Here is a 14,652-nt window from a genome sequence, read left to right as displayed (position 1 = left end):
GACAGCGAACCCTTGAAATTATACAGGCGCTGATAAACAGGAGTAATAAATAAAACAGTCATTTATTATGGATAATCTATTTAATGAACAGGATATTCCTGTAGGAGAATTACGTAAACTGGGATTGCTCAATAATGGCAAACCAAGATTGTCTGAGGCCGATATGGATGCATTATTGGCAGGACATCGTACGGATCTCATTACCTTGCAAGATATAAATGCTGATGGTATTCATATCAAAAAGATGGACGCTAAACTGTCGCTGGAAAGAATGCCAGATGGACATATCACGCTACAGCTCCACCCCATATACCGTGATATAAAGAAACATCCGCTTTTACTGGATGCCGAAGCGCAGCTGCTTGAACAAGGTAAACTGACACATGTACAGAAAACCTATCAGGAAAATGACGGTAAGCGTAAATCGTACGTCATTGAGTACGATCCGGAAACAAGAGAATTTATCGCTGCCGACCCGGATAAAATTAGAGTGCCGGCGATGATCAATGGCGAGAAGCTGTCTGATTTGCAGAAAGAGCAATACAGAAATGGATCTGTTGTTGAACTTTCGGATGGCACACGCCTACAGCGCAGAGCAAGTAGCCGCAGTGGCGTCACCTCGAATCGGGAAGCACTGATGTATTCGCTCGTCCTTGATGGTGGTATTTCTTATTTATTGCTCCGTAGTCTCCGGAATCTATTCGGTAGTAAGTCCCGACAAAAAGATCCTTATACCGAAGGCTATCAAAGAGCGCTTCAGGATATGCAACAGCGAGAGCGAAACAAACCGGTAATTCTCCAGAATTATGCTGCCGATCCTGGATATGATCTAGACAAGGAGAAGCAGCGGGATCAGGGGAACAGTCGCTCTCGCTAGTTTGGGATGCTGTCTTTAGGCTAAATAGTTCCTGTTGCGAGTCAATCAGCCATAGACTTACTGTTTGTTGTAAGCATCCAGTGCTTCATAAAAATCATTGGCATGCCGGATTGTTTTTCCAAAAAACTGGCTAAATAGTTCTAGTTGCAAGCCAATTAGCCATAGATCCACATTAACGGGATCCGTTTGGAAGTTCGCTTTATGCCATGCGAAGAAATCTTCCCGTGCCTTCCCGCGAAGGACCATTTGCCTTAGCGGATTGTTTCCACCTATTCTGTCCATAATGCTATTAGGTTAAAATTCATTAATAAAAGATATATTAATATTGGTCGCTACAAAGGTACTATTTATTCTTTGATTAAGCCTATCTACGCTACTGGATGCGATTTGGTTTTAAGTGCATAAAAAATACTTGATCTCCTTTATTATGGTTAAACTTTTTCTTTACGCTCTTCTACTGGTAGCATCTTGTATTGCGCCAGTTGCAAAAGCTTACGCGCAGGAACAGGACAGCCTCACAACACCTGAAAATGATAACGTACAGCAGGTGGTTCTTTTTGATCGTAACACGCTTTCGGTCGATACTTCAGCTTCGATCTTTGTTTGTAGTCCGCTGCGCACACCGAAGATAACCTCGCATTTTGGCATGCGCAGACATCCGGTAACTGGAAACAAGAGTTTTCATAATGGCGTTGACCTAATCGCTGATAACCCCGTTGTAATGGCAATCTATGACGGCATGGTGGTTCAGGCCGGAGAGCAAGAAATTCTAGGTAGGTTTATCTGTATCGATCATGGAGGAGTCTACAGTATTTATGGGCATCTTTCTGCTTGCCTTGTGGACGTCGGTAACAAGGTGCGCGCTGGACAGGATATCGGCATCATGGGACGAACGGGTAGAGTAACGGGAGTCCACCTACATTTCAGTGTGCGGATCAGCACCCAATATATTGATCCAATTAAGTTCCTGCTAGCACTGCAGAAGCAATTTCTAAACTATTAATCCTTAAATCTATGCACTACTTATTTAAAGAGTCAGAGCTTCCCTGTGAAGCGCTAGAATCACTAAATCTATTCAAAAATGAAAAGGTAGCTATCGATAACGATAATTTGGAGGCTATGTTTGCCGGACGACGTTCTGCATTAATTGCAATCAGCGACGTGCAGTTTAATAGCATGCGGATCGCTCGGTTGGAGGCGAAGCTATCCCTTAGTCGAACAGACTCAGGTGAAGTCGAACTACTAGTCCATCCAGTTTACCGAAGTCCCCAGCCGCATTATCTGCTCGATCAACAGACTATGGGAGCGCTAATGGATGGTGAAAAACCGAGTCATGTGGCAGAGCTAAACATAGACGATGATAGAGTTAAGCATATGGTGGTGGAGTACGACGCCGAAACGCGTGAATTCTTGGCCTATGATGCTGCTCGTGTAATAGCGCCTGTGATGATTAATGGCGAAGAGCTGGATGTGGATCAACGTGAAGCTTACCGACTTGGAAAGCAAGTAACCATCTATGATGATACCACCGTGCAATACCGCGTTTCAGAACCCAAAGGCATTTTATCCAATACGGAAAAAGTGATCCTGAGTTTTCAGGAGGATACCGAGGTCAGACAAGTTATGCTTAATGAGCTCAAAAATCTTCAGGATGGCTTCCATAGACAGCTAGACTATAATAGCAGCTCTTACCAAAACGCCTTGCAAATGATGCTCAAGAAAGATTTTCCTCATTTGGCCGCTGCTGATCTACAGGTTAATGAGCAGCAAGAGCGGTTTCGCTCTCGCTAGCCACTACTTAAATTTAATCTCTTACAAAATTTTATTCCAATCAGTCACCGGTTGGAGTGACATCAATTCCCAATCTATTTCATTTTATCATTTAATCCATTAGCTCATGAACGAGAACAATTTAGAGTACCTCAAAAAAACATTGGACAACCTTGGTTTTGATAACAAGCTAAACGAAGTGCTGGAAACAGCGATTCGACGTGAAATACCAAATTTTAGTCTGGGCATCCAAACCACCCACAGACCGCTAGATAGCGTTGATCCCAAAGCGGCTAGGACGGAAAAGCTCAGTTTTGACATCAATTTTAATAGATCAAAGGACAGCGATATGTATTTCCTAAATGACTACAAGGTCACTTTACATCAGAAGGATAATCCCGTTGTTCGCTCGCAAACTTTTAATCTCGAACGGGATTATCGTGTAACGGCCTTACAAGCTTTTAAATTACTATCGGGTCAGGCCATAGAGAATGATGTTTTTCTGCGAACTAAAAATGAACCGAACCGCGAAAATGCTCCAAATCAGGAAAGAACGCCTGTTTGGTTTAAGCTTAATCTAGAAGTGAAAGATGCCTACGGTAACCATCCGATGCGTACTTTTCGTCCAGAGTATGGATATGATTTGGAAGCTTCACTGAAAAAATACCCGATTAAAGGGTTAAAAGATGCTGAAAAGCTTCAGGAAGTTTCCAAAGCACTACGCAACGGAAATATTGTGCAGGCAGACTTGCAGATTGGCCGGCGTACGATACCCGTTACACTTGCTGCGAACCCGCAAATGAAGACGGTCGATATTTTGGATAAAGATCGAAGGGAAGTAAGAGATGAGGCCATCTTTGCTTCGAAAGATAAAACGCAAAGTGTGAAAGTCCCTCGAGCAGCCGATTTGTCGGCAGGCAGAGAAACATCGGAATCGAAGATCGAGGCCAATAGAGAGGATGTCGAGCAAGCACCATCGGCGAAAAGATCTAGATAGGAAGTTAGGCAATACTTGCATGTATAAAATATTGCAACGCATAGACCGGATCAGGGTATCCGGCTATGCAACGCTTAATCTTCCTTCCGATTCTCCGCACTATCACTTAGATGGTAAAAGGCTTCCAGTAAAGGAAATCGGAACTCCAGATTATAAATGCCGAGTGACAGTATTAGTCGAAGGAGTAGCAATTGACTTTTGTATTTCGGAAATACTTTGATGCTTCACCTTCATTACGCCATTTGATCTATTCAAATGAGCATGTTTCAAATTTTATCTACTGAATAAATATTTTATTATGTATCAACTCTCTACAAAAGAAGACTTAATAGTTTTTAAACTCCAATTATTGAGTGAAATTAAATGAGTAATTAATGACAGAAATTTGGTATAAAAGCCAAAAGTTCCATATTGGCTACATAGTAAGACTAAACGGTTGTTATTAAACATATCGCCCGCAACATTATAGAATTGGCATCAAGATTACGGCTATCGTTTGGAATCTCCAATGTTTACTTGTTATTTAAGGCGTATCATAAATCTTTTTTCTATCGCTCATCACAGAGATCTGTTCTTAGGATGTTCACAAGCTATTTGATGTTACTAATACGTTAAGCGCTGGATTAAGTACGGTTTTTGTATGTTGTAACGGTGAATTCGAGTCTTTAATACTATTATTGTGATTACAGGGGCAAGAAAATTTTTGATGGGGAAAAATACCGTATTCATTTGTGACGACGATACAGGCATATCGAATATGCTTGGACTGATAATAGAAAGCGCTGGTAGACCAGTGCAGATAGAGAACAACAGTACCTTTTTATATGCTAGATTACAAGATACTAAACCGCAGATTCTAATCATCGATCTTTGGATGCCCGAACTGTCAGGTGATAAGATAATTCGGATGCTACGGGCAGATAGTTCGTTTAGTGAGCTATACATTGTATGTATTTCCGCGAGTATCAATGGAGAGAAAATTGCCTTGGATGCTGGTGCTGATCGATTTATACCTAAGCCTTTCGATATTGCCGATATCTTGGCTATTGTATCTGAAGAAAATCCTCGTCTCCTTGCTTAAGAAGGTTTTGTAATTTGCCACGCTTATAAGTGTTCTCCGCTCACCTCATTTTTATAAAGAGAATACGTCCTACAGCTCGTTTTTTACAGTTTTTCTGTAGCTAAGTACTTGCATGATTTGGAAAAGTACCTCATTTTCAATTAAATCTTATTCTTCTAAAGGAATGGACTCTAAATTGTAATACCAGATATTGTTTAACAAGTTGTATCGAGTTAAATATAGGTCCTTGGATTACTTGTTTGATTGTCGCGAATGATAAAGAATGGAGAAATAATACAATGATGGAAAAGGATGTGTTTATTTGTGATGACGACAAAAACATTGCAGAGATTTTGGGGATGATAGCAGAAGATGTGGGCGCGTCGATTGCTATTGAAACAAACAGCAGCTTGTTATTTCCACGTTTGAAAAAATGTATACCGAAGCTACTTATTATTGATCTCTGGATGCCTGAACGTTCAGGTGAAGATATAATACGGGCGTTAAGAGGTGAGGAAGTGTTCCAAGATCTACGCATTCTCTGTATTTCCGCTAGTATAGACGGCCAACAAATTGCTCGTTCTGCTGGCGCGGACTTTTATCTTGCCAAGCCATTTGATATATATGAAGTGAAAGCACTTATGAATAGGGTGCTGTAATCATATGTAAATTCTATGCAACGACAGATTGTTCTTTTTTTGTTATTGGTAATTTGAAGAAAAATGTTGAGCCGTTACCAAGTTCACTTTCTATTCCGATTTCCCCTCCGTGCAGACTAATAATTTCTCGACAGATATATAGTCCAATCCCAAATCCACTTACAAGTTCAGTTTGTTCGTTCTCGATACGGAAGAATCTTGAAAATAGTTTTTGTTGGTTTTCTACAGAGATACCGGGACCTTGGTCAGCAACCCGTATACAGAAATGATCATCCGCATTTCTTGCTTCAATAGTGATCGTTGTCCCGCTCGGAGAATATTTTATGGCATTGTTGACTAAATTGACGATTACCTGTTCAATTTTATCTTGGTCAGCTTCCAAATTAATGCTCGCTAGGTCGCTAAATTGTAAGCTGTGGCTATCAATGGTTTCTTGGTAAGTTTGTTGGATGTTGCGCAGCAGTACGGCAGTATCGAAAGACACCAGTTTTAAACTTAACTTACCCTCACCAATTCGGGCTACATCTAGAAATCCTTCAATAAGCCCTCGCATTCGCGCATTTTGTCGCGCCGCACTCCCTAAAAGATTTGCAAAGGATTCATCTTGGAGTTTTCTACTTCTACTCTGCAAAATCTGTATATAACCTGATAGAGAAGTTAGCGGTGATTTAAGCTCGTGTGAAACGATACCTAAGAAGTCCATTTTGAAAACAACTGCGCGATTTGCTATCTTTTTTGGTTCATTAGTTATGAAAAACATGCGTTATCCTAGATTTGTTCTTTGTGATAATATGGAAGATAAAGGTATCGAGCCAAAAAGAGCACACAACTTTCAGGAGATAATTGTAAAGGAAGCGCTGAAATATCCACAGGATAATTACCAATTAATCTATACAACGTCCTATTTGCTTGAAAATTTGAATAAGCCTGAATATATTGTCGGAGAGTATTACTCAAAGCACAACCCAAGTTTAAAAAATATAGATTAATCAAATTGGAATTGCTTCTTATGCTTTCTTCAGAAATATTTCTTCTTGTGGCGTAGTAATTTGAAACGTTGCATATGTAAAATCTTGTCTTTCTCCGTATAAAGTCCAATACCTCGTTTCTTGTTACAAAAAATTTAACAGTACTGGATTTTAGATTTCCAATGATAATCAATAAGTTGACTTTGTAGATCTGAAACGGACTTTTAACATCCTTCACCGATCAGAAACCATTTAATTTGTAATCAGTAGGCCGACAAATTAAGAAAAAGTGTTACAAATAGGTTACAACGCTAAATTTCCACATCTCAATAATTATCAATATATTGCCTCGGTAAGTCAGAAACGAAGCTTTTCCATCATATTCGTCCTAGTCGTCCAAAAGTCTCATAATCTTTTGGTCCCTGGTTCGAGCCCAGGTGGGCGCACAAAACAAAAAGCCGCTTTTCTGCAAGGAAAAGCGGCTTTTTCGCTTCTTAGGGCACTTTAGGAACACGCAGAGTCACGGTAGGCGTCTCATTTTTATAATTTCTAGTTCGTAGATAGCCCTCTGCTAATCATAATGATTTTTCAATTGAGTAACAGATAGGTGTGTTATATGCGTTCGCATATACATATGATGAAATTTCGTATGTTATATGTTTATGCATATAATGGATAACTTTTGATCATATTCGTTGCAAATGCATATAATGATGTTAGGATTATCGGAGTTTGTAAGACAAAAGACAAAAGAGGTAAATCTCACCCAAGAGGAGTTCGCAGATCGCGCTGGCGTTGCACTTACAGTGGTACGTAAAATAGAACAGGGTAAAGAGAATCTCAATTTAGAAAAAGTAAATCAAGTACTTAAGATGTTCGGTCATACATTAGCGCCGGTCAATACTAGAGAAATTTCGGTTTAGAAATAAAAACGATGAGGAAAGCAGCGGTGTATTATAACAATCTTTTAGCGGGCACATTGACGGAAAACGATGACGGTGAATAAATTTTCAGTATGATGGAACATACGTTAAAAGATATCCGAATCAATTTTAACATTACTATACCATTAAGCGCAAAGCATTATTTAGAAAAATCATGTGTGCATGTTTATGATAAAATATCGACGTATTTCAGAAGTACGGAAAAATGACGCACATTTGTAAAGTTAATAGGTAATCTTATGGCAACTTTAGTAAATGATAGAATTGATGTACGCATCAGCAAGGAGCACAAAGCGCTTATAAAATACGCGGCTGAAATAGGCGGTTTTAAAACTGTTTCGGAGTTTATTGTGACTTTGGCAAAAAATGAAGCTATTCGTATTATAGAGAAAGAAACTAAAATTTTGAAATCTATGGACGACAGAGTAGTTTTTGTCGAAGCATTGCTTAATCCACCTGCGCCAAATGAGTCGTTAAAAACTGCATTGAAGGATTACTCTCAATTTACCAACTTATCGATTGATGACCTTAAAGGTTTTAGAAAAAAAGCATAACCGAAACGGTTTTTCCTGTGGTGTTGTCGAGCTTGATAACTACATTAAACAATACGTGAGCCAAGATGTAAAACGCAAATTGGCTGTCTGTTATATACTTGAAGATGAGGATGAAAATGAAAATGTAATAGCCTACTATACGCTATCCTCAAGCAGTATTGATCAAGACGATATACCTGACCATCTTAAGAGTTAATTAAAGTAGCGCATTTTATTTGAAACCGTCTAAAGATGCAGCTAATCGTTTCTTTAACTTGATCATCTTTTTTGATAAAAAGCTACCATTAGATTTACCTTTCGTCTGAAGCCGCGTCCGTCTCTACAACCGCTTTTTTTTACCTCGCGTTCCAGAGTGCAAAGTTAGAGGAATACAATGAACGCCTTTCTAGATGTGGCTTGTGATTATTTCAAAACGGGTAAATTCTTTCTTTAATTGTCGCGTGTCAGGATATCCTATAAGGCTATTTTCCTTATCCTAGGCAGGAGTAAGCTAACATTTTATATGTTCTTGTGGAATCCGCCTCCTGTGAATTTAGGGGGTAGGCTCGTAATTTGTTTCCTTATATTTCAAGACAAATTCCCACACCGAGCCCAATCAAAGGTACTAGATGAGTATAAGGATCTATTAGCAGGTACATTGACAGAAAATGATGTCGCCAATGTATTTTTCAATAGGATGGGACATACGTTCAAAAGTGTCTGATGGAATAATTCTCCGTTCCCTCGGCCGCTTTTGTTGGAATAAGGCATAGATATTGTTTTGTGAATGAAAACACAGAACGATGAACGTAAAACGCACTTTCGGAACCATTCTAACCATATTAGGTATAGGTGGACTATTATACGCTGGCTATGGACTAATCAATAAAAGCACTGACTACATGACCTTGGCAGTGGTAGGTGTAATTGCCCTAATTTTTTTCTTTTCAGGGATAGGGCTGGTGAAAAACACGAAGGATATGGCATAAGTCCGTTTTGATGGGCATCTTGCGTATGCGAATTATCAACAGCTTCATCAAAGCCATGCAAGCAGGGATGTATAAAAAGCAAGACTTGCCATTTTTTTCGTTAATCTTGCAGATATATAGCGCGTTGGTTAATCCCAAAACAAGCTGAAACGGTACGTAGACTGCGGATTTAAGATTTTAAATCTTGTGGGAGAAACCACGGACCAAATCTGCATGTATGAAAAGCAGCGGCATGATTTTGAAAAAAAATTAAAAAAAATTGTAATTTGCTGGCAAGAAAAAACGGTAGCATGTCCATTAGTGAAATAGCGAAACACCTCAACGTATCGAAATCGACGGTTTCGTTAGTCATCAATGGTAAGGCTGAGGAGGGCCGGATCAGTAAAGCATCTGCGCAACGCATTCGCGACTACATAGAAGAGATAGGATACAAGCCTAACGCCTTGGCAAAGAGCTTGGCGACAGGCAAGTCGCGCACCATTGGCCTGATTGTGGAAAATATTGGCGATTCCTTTTTTGGACCAATTGCGCTGCATATCGAGGAATACCTGCGCAAGCACGAGTATCAGGTGCTTTATAGCAGTACGATGGGCGACAACACGCTGGCGGCGGAGATTGTGCAAACGATGCTGGAGAAGCAGGTAGAAGGTATTATACTGGCACCTACGGACGCAATGCGGACAGAGGTGGAACATATGCTTAAGAGCAAGGTGCCGCTCGTGCTTTTCGACCGTAAAATTCCAAACGTGCAGACCAACTATGTGGGCACTGACAACTACGAAGCGAGTCGGCAGGCTGTAGAGCATTTGCTCCAGCAGGGCTATGAAAGGATAGGTATGGTAACAATCGACTCGCAACAACCACAGATGCAGGATCGCCTGCGCGCCTACCGCGAGGTGCTGAGCGAAGATGGTCGCGAGGAGCAATTGCTTTATGTTTCCTTCCTTGCTCGAAGCGGTGATCCGGTTGATGCCATTACCAAATGGCTGAAAAAAAATCCCCAAATTGATGGCGTATTTTTTAGCACGAATTACGTTTGCATAGCAGGGCTGAAAGCTATGCGTAAGCTTGATCGCGAACAAACCCTTGGCGTGATCACGTTTGATGATTTAGAAGTGCTGGAGCTGATGCGTCCGCAAATATCTTGCGTTCGGCAACCGCTGGAAAAGATTGCCAAAGCCGTCGTGCAGATGCTGATCGAACAGCTTAACGACCGGGATAAGCCCTTCAACGAAAAAATTATCAAGTCCAAATTGCAAATCCGCGAAAGTTCTTTATAGAATATTTGGAGATTCTCCCGAAATCTTCTAGCTTTACAAAAAGCAAAACCGGTTTTGCTTTTTGCTAACAACCATTATAAGTCATTTTTTCTACAAGTTTTTTACACCACGTTGTGTGCCACGAAGGCCGCCAAGCCAGCCTATGAAAGAGTCGGTTGTTGTATGTTTGGATATTGGCGGTTCGCATATCGCGGCGGCCACTCTACGTGCCGAAGGCGGGCAGTACTATGCCCTGAGAGATGCGCGGGGCGACGTAGACAGTGGCGAAAGCCGAGACCACATATTGACACAGTGGGATGTCGTGATTCGACAAGTGTGGGATGAGCAACATCAACATATAGCTGCGCTCCTGATTGCAATGCCCGGACCATTTGACTATGTGCACGGAATCTGTTTGATGGACGGTATGCATAAATATCAAGCATTGCTCCATATGGATGTGAGGTCTTACCTGAGCGACTGCTATAAGATCCCGGGGGATGCCGTGCAGTTTGTGAATGATGCCGAAGCGTTTCTGTGGGGCGAGCTTTATCACTACAAATTGCAGAAAAAACGTATGGTGGGGCTAACGCTGGGGACAGGTTTGGGATCTGCCCTATATGCTGAAGGCGAGGTCAAGGATCTGAACTATGGTTCAGCTATCTTTCGTGAGGGGATAGCCGAAGATTATATCTCGACGCGTGGCATGCTGGCCTTTCTGCAGCACCAAGGGGTTCGTCATTTGCCGCACGTTAAAGCATTGCTTGACGCCGAAGATTTGGAATCGGAGCGTGTGGCAGCCTTTGGCTACCTAAGCGATGCACTACTAGACTTCTTGAGACAGTATATTCTGCCGTTGCAAACAGATGGCATCGTGTTTGGCGGGAATATAGCCAAGGCACACCGCTTGTTTTTGCCAACGATCGAAAAAGAGCTGCAGCTGCCTTGCTACGTGGCCTCGTTTCAGGAATGGAATTTATTTCTAGGTCTTGCAAGTTCTTATAAACAATGATACATGCAGAAGAATACGTGCCGATCTCTGCTTTTGTCGGTTTTTTCTTGTTTGGCGTTGCGGCAACTGATTGCTTCAGTGAGAGGCAGATTATCCAAAAGCTGAGATAACTAGTGCTCGCTGACTTAGGCCAACCCTGTCAATTGCCCTAACACAAGGGAGGAGGATTGGAAAACTTAAAGGTCTCTTGCACGGAGCTATTGAAAAGCTATTTGCAGAAAGCAACGTGTAGAGGAAATTCTATATGCTCAGACGCAGATGCCCTGTGTGCGATTGTATATATTGAAGACCCTTAGCTCTCGAAAGGTATGCGCATTACGATCAGGATTGCTCCGGTACGATTGTTACTAAAAAAATAACAGCTTTATTAGGAAATGTAAATTTTATATTTACTTTTGTTAAACCGGTTTAGGCGTCAAGCTAACCCGGTTTTGCTAACAGGCGCAAGCCACGATATAAACCATTCTTTATTATGATCAAAAAGTCGAAATTATTTCTTGTTGCGGGGGCTTTGCTGTTTGTGCATCACCCTATACAAGCTAGCGTCGATACGTTTTTATCGCACAAAATAGACCTGCAGGTTTCTGTGCGCGGGAAGGTAGTCGATGAGCGCGGCAGCCCCGTGCAAGGAGCAACGGTACTTGTTGTTGGTACGTCTACTTCGGTGGTGACCGATAGCGACGGCTCGTTCAGCCTCCAGGCCAAACTCGGCGACCAAGTGCGTATCACGTATTTAGGCTATCAAGACGTGATGCGCCGGGTGGAAGGAACGGAGATGACCGTTACTATGTCGGGCAATAACCAGTCGCTTGATGAAGTGATTGTCGTTGGGTATGGCACCACCACACGTCGCTCCGTAGTGGGCGCTGTGGACCAAATCAATGCCAAAGCCATAGAAAACAGGCCGGTGGCTAATACCATGCAGGCTTTGCAGGGAGCGTCGCCAAGCCTGAATATACAGCAGCGTAGCATGGACCCCAACAGCAATACCATGAATATCAATATCCGCGGTATATCCACCCTGAACAGTAATGCGCCGTTGGTGGTGATCGATGGCTTGATCACGGATGTGGGTGCCCTGAATAAGCTAAACCCGATGGATATTGAAAACGTATCGGTACTGAAAGATGCGGGTACAGCAGCGATCTACGGATCGCGTTCGGCTAATGGTGTGGTTTTGGTCACCACGAAAAGCGGAAAGCGGAACCAACGGCCACGCGTGAATCTCTCTTCCTTAGTTGGCGCCCAAGATCCGCAGATCCTATTCAACCCAGTACAGGGCTACCAAAATGCCACACTGAAGAATTTGGCCCTGACCAATGTGGGTAAGGATCCCGAATTTACCCCAGATCAAATACAAGATCTTTATAATAACCGGGACGTCGAACAATGGAACTACGACCAAATAATGAAGACCGCTTTGCAGCAGAACCATAATGTCACGGTATCGGGTGGCGGTGAAAGCTCGACCTATCTCTTCTCCGGTGGTTTTCTTGATCAACGCAGCAATTTTGTTGGCAATAACGATTATGGTATCAAGCGCTACAACTTACGTAGCAATATGTCTACTGAGTATGGCATCTTCAAACTGAATACGATCGTATCTTATGCGCGTAATAACGGTTTAAGTAGCACGGCAAGCAATGCCATTATCAACTCTTCGCGTATCCCGCCCTACTACTATTACCGTATGCAAGCTGATAATGGCCGTTACCTGATCAACAATGCGCTGACTGATCAAAATCCCTTGGCTGAATTGCGCGATGGGGGCTACATCAAAAGTGACAATGATTTTTTCAACGCTAATGTCGCCTTGGATGTGCGGCTGATGGACGGCCTGAAGCTACGTGGGGTGTTCGGTGCCGACATTAATGCAGACCATCGCTTTATTCGACGCATTCAGGTGCCCCTGTATGCGATCGCCGATGCCGAAAGACCTTCCGTCAACGTCAATTCCACACGCAATACGGAAGATTTTAACGAAAAAAGAACCTTGCTAAACTACCAGTTGCTATTGGACTACAACAAAACCTTTGGCAACCATGAACTGAAAGGGCTCTTTGGCGCGACCAACGAGTCGGAAACGAGTCGCATTAATGAAATCAAATACCGCTTTACGGACCCGATCTTGGGCACACCGACCACCGGGACGGAGTTTGATCCGTCGAGTCGTTCATCATTAGATGGAACTAGGGAAATTAACATTACTTCGTTGATAGGGCGCTTGAACTATGCCTATGCACAGCGCTATTTTTTAGAAGTTACGGCCCGGTACGATGGTTCGTCACGCTTTGCCCGAGCCTATCGATGGGGTTTCTTTCCATCGGTTTCTGCGGGATGGCGCATTTCCGAAGAATCCTTTATGCAAGCCTACAATGAACGCGTAGGTGACTTGAAACTTCGCGCCTCGTATGGCGTGTTGGGAAATCAGGACATGGATCCTTACCAGTTTCTGACCCGATACGAACCGTTTAACAACAGCTATGGTTTCAACAATACCGCTGTAAGTGGTGCTGGTTTTCGAATAGGTACGGACGACTTGCAATGGGAGAGAACGAATAATTTTAATATGGGGGTAGACGCTTCTTTTCTGCAAAACCGCCTAACGGCCAGCTTTGATTATTTCCATAAACTTACATCAGAAATTTTGTTAACACCAAGTATTCCTTCTGTTTTTGGGACTGTCTTAAACAAGAAAAATATTGGTAAAATGAAAAACCAAGGTTGGGAGTTAGTGCTCGCCTACAACATGCGCACGGGAGAGGCACAGCATAGCTTCGCAGCCAATGTTGGCGATACATATAACGAAGTAACCTATTTTGAAGGCAAGGAACAGTTCTCGGAAACTGACCGCATTCGTAAGATTATACGTGAAGGGTTACCGGTCAACTCCTACTACGGGTACAGGGTTCAGGGCTACTTCCAGAATATGCAAGAGATCGAGACAGCAGCTTTGCCTGTGGGAACCAGCTCGTCAGATCTGCAGCCCGGCGATGTGCGCTATATCGACCGCAACAACGATGGGGTTATAGACTCCAAAGACCGCTTTGTACTGGGGCACGGATTTCCGCGGGTTACCTTCGGGTTTACTTACGACTTAAAATTCAAGAATTTTGATTTCAGCATGTTTTGGCAGGGGGTGGGCAAGCGTGATATGATGGTGCGCGGTGAGCTGGTGGAGCCTTTCCACGAAAACTATTCCTTTGCCATTTATCAGCATCAGCTGGACTATTGGACGCCCACCAATACCGATGCCGCCTGGCCTCGGCTCACGGCGGCCGGATCAGCCTCGACGAGTAACAACTACCAAATGGAATCGGATATTTACCTATTCGATGGTCGCTACGCGCGTCTAAAGAATCTGCAGGTAGGCTACTCCTTGCCGCAAAGCTGGTCCAATCGCCTGCATTTACAGCGCGCACGCATTTTTGCGAATGCACAAAATTTACTAACCCTAAGCATGAACTCCTGGATCGATCCTGAGTCGTCGGAATTTGACGGTAATATGGGCGGTAGCGCCAACAGTGCCCGAAACTATCCCACTTTGAAATACTACGGTTTAGGCTTAGATATACAGTTTTAAT

16 protein-coding genes are annotated in these 14,652 nt (G+C 42.7%); 14 read left to right on the top strand and 2 right to left on the bottom strand.

Annotated features, from left to right (window positions below; translation table 11 throughout):
- Positions 1-67: 67 nt before the first annotated feature.
- Positions 68-877, top strand: a complete 810-nt coding sequence (locus DI53_RS17980; RefSeq protein ID WP_037503067.1) for a DUF4099 domain-containing protein — start codon at positions 68-70, stop codon at positions 875-877.
- A gap of 57 nt (positions 878-934) precedes the next feature.
- On the opposite strand, the gene DI53_RS17975 is transcribed toward DI53_RS17980, so the two are convergent.
- Positions 935-1,159, bottom strand: a complete 225-nt coding sequence (locus DI53_RS17975) for a hypothetical protein (protein WP_037503064.1) — start codon at positions 1,157-1,159, stop codon at positions 935-937.
- 145 nt (positions 1,160-1,304) lie between these two features.
- Between DI53_RS17975 and DI53_RS19775 the strand changes: the two genes are divergently transcribed.
- The 5 genes from DI53_RS19775 to DI53_RS17950 all read left to right on the top strand — a co-directional run bounded on the left by DI53_RS19775 (position 1,305) and on the right by DI53_RS17950 (position 5,363).
- Complete coding sequence (locus tag DI53_RS19775; protein WP_052072556.1) at positions 1,305-1,880, top strand: M23 family metallopeptidase; 576 nt, start codon at positions 1,305-1,307, stop codon at positions 1,878-1,880.
- Between the two features lie 11 nt (positions 1,881-1,891).
- On the top strand, positions 1,892-2,668 hold the full coding sequence (locus DI53_RS17965; protein ID WP_037503061.1) for a DUF4099 domain-containing protein: 777 nt from the start codon (positions 1,892-1,894) through the stop codon (positions 2,666-2,668).
- Positions 2,669-2,774: 106 nt separating this feature from the next.
- Positions 2,775-3,644, top strand: a complete 870-nt coding sequence (locus DI53_RS17960; RefSeq protein ID WP_037503056.1) for a hypothetical protein — start codon at positions 2,775-2,777, stop codon at positions 3,642-3,644.
- Positions 3,645-4,350: 706 nt separating this feature from the next.
- Complete coding sequence (locus DI53_RS17955; RefSeq protein WP_037503052.1) at positions 4,351-4,725, top strand: response regulator; 375 nt, start codon at positions 4,351-4,353, stop codon at positions 4,723-4,725.
- A 278-nt stretch (positions 4,726-5,003) separates the two neighbouring features.
- Complete coding sequence (locus DI53_RS17950) at positions 5,004-5,363, top strand: response regulator (protein WP_052072555.1); 360 nt, start codon at positions 5,004-5,006, stop codon at positions 5,361-5,363.
- A 13-nt stretch (positions 5,364-5,376) separates the two neighbouring features.
- On the opposite strand, the gene DI53_RS17945 is transcribed toward DI53_RS17950, so the two are convergent.
- On the bottom strand, positions 5,377-6,123 hold the full coding sequence (locus DI53_RS17945) for a sensor histidine kinase (protein WP_052072554.1): 747 nt from the start codon (positions 6,121-6,123) through the stop codon (positions 5,377-5,379).
- On the opposite strand from DI53_RS17945, the gene DI53_RS17940 reads away from it, so the two are divergent.
- The 8 genes from DI53_RS17940 to DI53_RS17895 all read left to right on the top strand — a co-directional run bounded on the left by DI53_RS17940 (position 6,122) and on the right by DI53_RS17895 (position 14,651).
- Positions 6,122-6,352, top strand: coding sequence for a hypothetical protein (locus DI53_RS17940; RefSeq protein WP_037503049.1), 231 nt, complete (start codon positions 6,122-6,124; stop codon positions 6,350-6,352). The two genes, DI53_RS17945 and DI53_RS17940, sit on opposite strands and share 2 nt — an antisense overlap.
- 689 nt (positions 6,353-7,041) lie before the next feature.
- On the top strand, positions 7,042-7,254 hold the full coding sequence (locus tag DI53_RS17930; protein ID WP_241462471.1) for a helix-turn-helix domain-containing protein: 213 nt from the start codon (positions 7,042-7,044) through the stop codon (positions 7,252-7,254).
- A 260-nt stretch (positions 7,255-7,514) separates the two neighbouring features.
- Positions 7,515-7,829, top strand: coding sequence for a type II toxin-antitoxin system TacA family antitoxin (locus DI53_RS17925; protein WP_037503046.1), 315 nt, complete (start codon positions 7,515-7,517; stop codon positions 7,827-7,829).
- Positions 7,798-8,025 (top strand): hypothetical protein, encoded by a 228-nt coding sequence (locus DI53_RS17920; RefSeq protein ID WP_052072553.1) that lies wholly within the window; start codon positions 7,798-7,800, stop codon positions 8,023-8,025. The genes DI53_RS17925 and DI53_RS17920 overlap by 32 nt, the downstream gene beginning before the upstream one ends.
- A 586-nt stretch (positions 8,026-8,611) precedes the next feature.
- A complete protein-coding gene (locus DI53_RS17910; protein ID WP_037503040.1) occupies positions 8,612-8,797 on the top strand; it encodes a hypothetical protein in 186 nt (61 codons plus the stop codon).
- A gap of 290 nt (positions 8,798-9,087) precedes the next feature.
- On the top strand, positions 9,088-10,077 hold the full coding sequence (locus tag DI53_RS17905; protein ID WP_037503037.1) for a substrate-binding domain-containing protein: 990 nt from the start codon (positions 9,088-9,090) through the stop codon (positions 10,075-10,077).
- A 142-nt stretch (positions 10,078-10,219) separates the two neighbouring features.
- Positions 10,220-11,068 carry an ROK family protein gene (locus DI53_RS17900; RefSeq protein WP_037503035.1) on the top strand — a complete coding sequence of 283 codons (849 nt, stop codon included), beginning with the start codon at positions 10,220-10,222 and terminating at the stop codon, positions 11,066-11,068.
- Between the two features lie 472 nt (positions 11,069-11,540).
- Positions 11,541-14,651 (top strand): SusC/RagA family TonB-linked outer membrane protein, encoded by a 3,111-nt coding sequence (locus DI53_RS17895; RefSeq protein WP_037503032.1) that lies wholly within the window; start codon positions 11,541-11,543, stop codon positions 14,649-14,651.
- The last annotated feature ends 1 nt before the right edge of the window (position 14,652 follow it).

It is taken from the genome of Sphingobacterium deserti (genome assembly GCF_000757725.1).
Taxonomy (GTDB): domain Bacteria; phylum Bacteroidota; class Bacteroidia; order Sphingobacteriales; family Sphingobacteriaceae; genus Sphingobacterium; species Sphingobacterium deserti.
The sequence above is the reverse complement of the archived record's forward strand: the minus strand, read 5'-3'. Positions and strand labels throughout refer to the sequence as shown.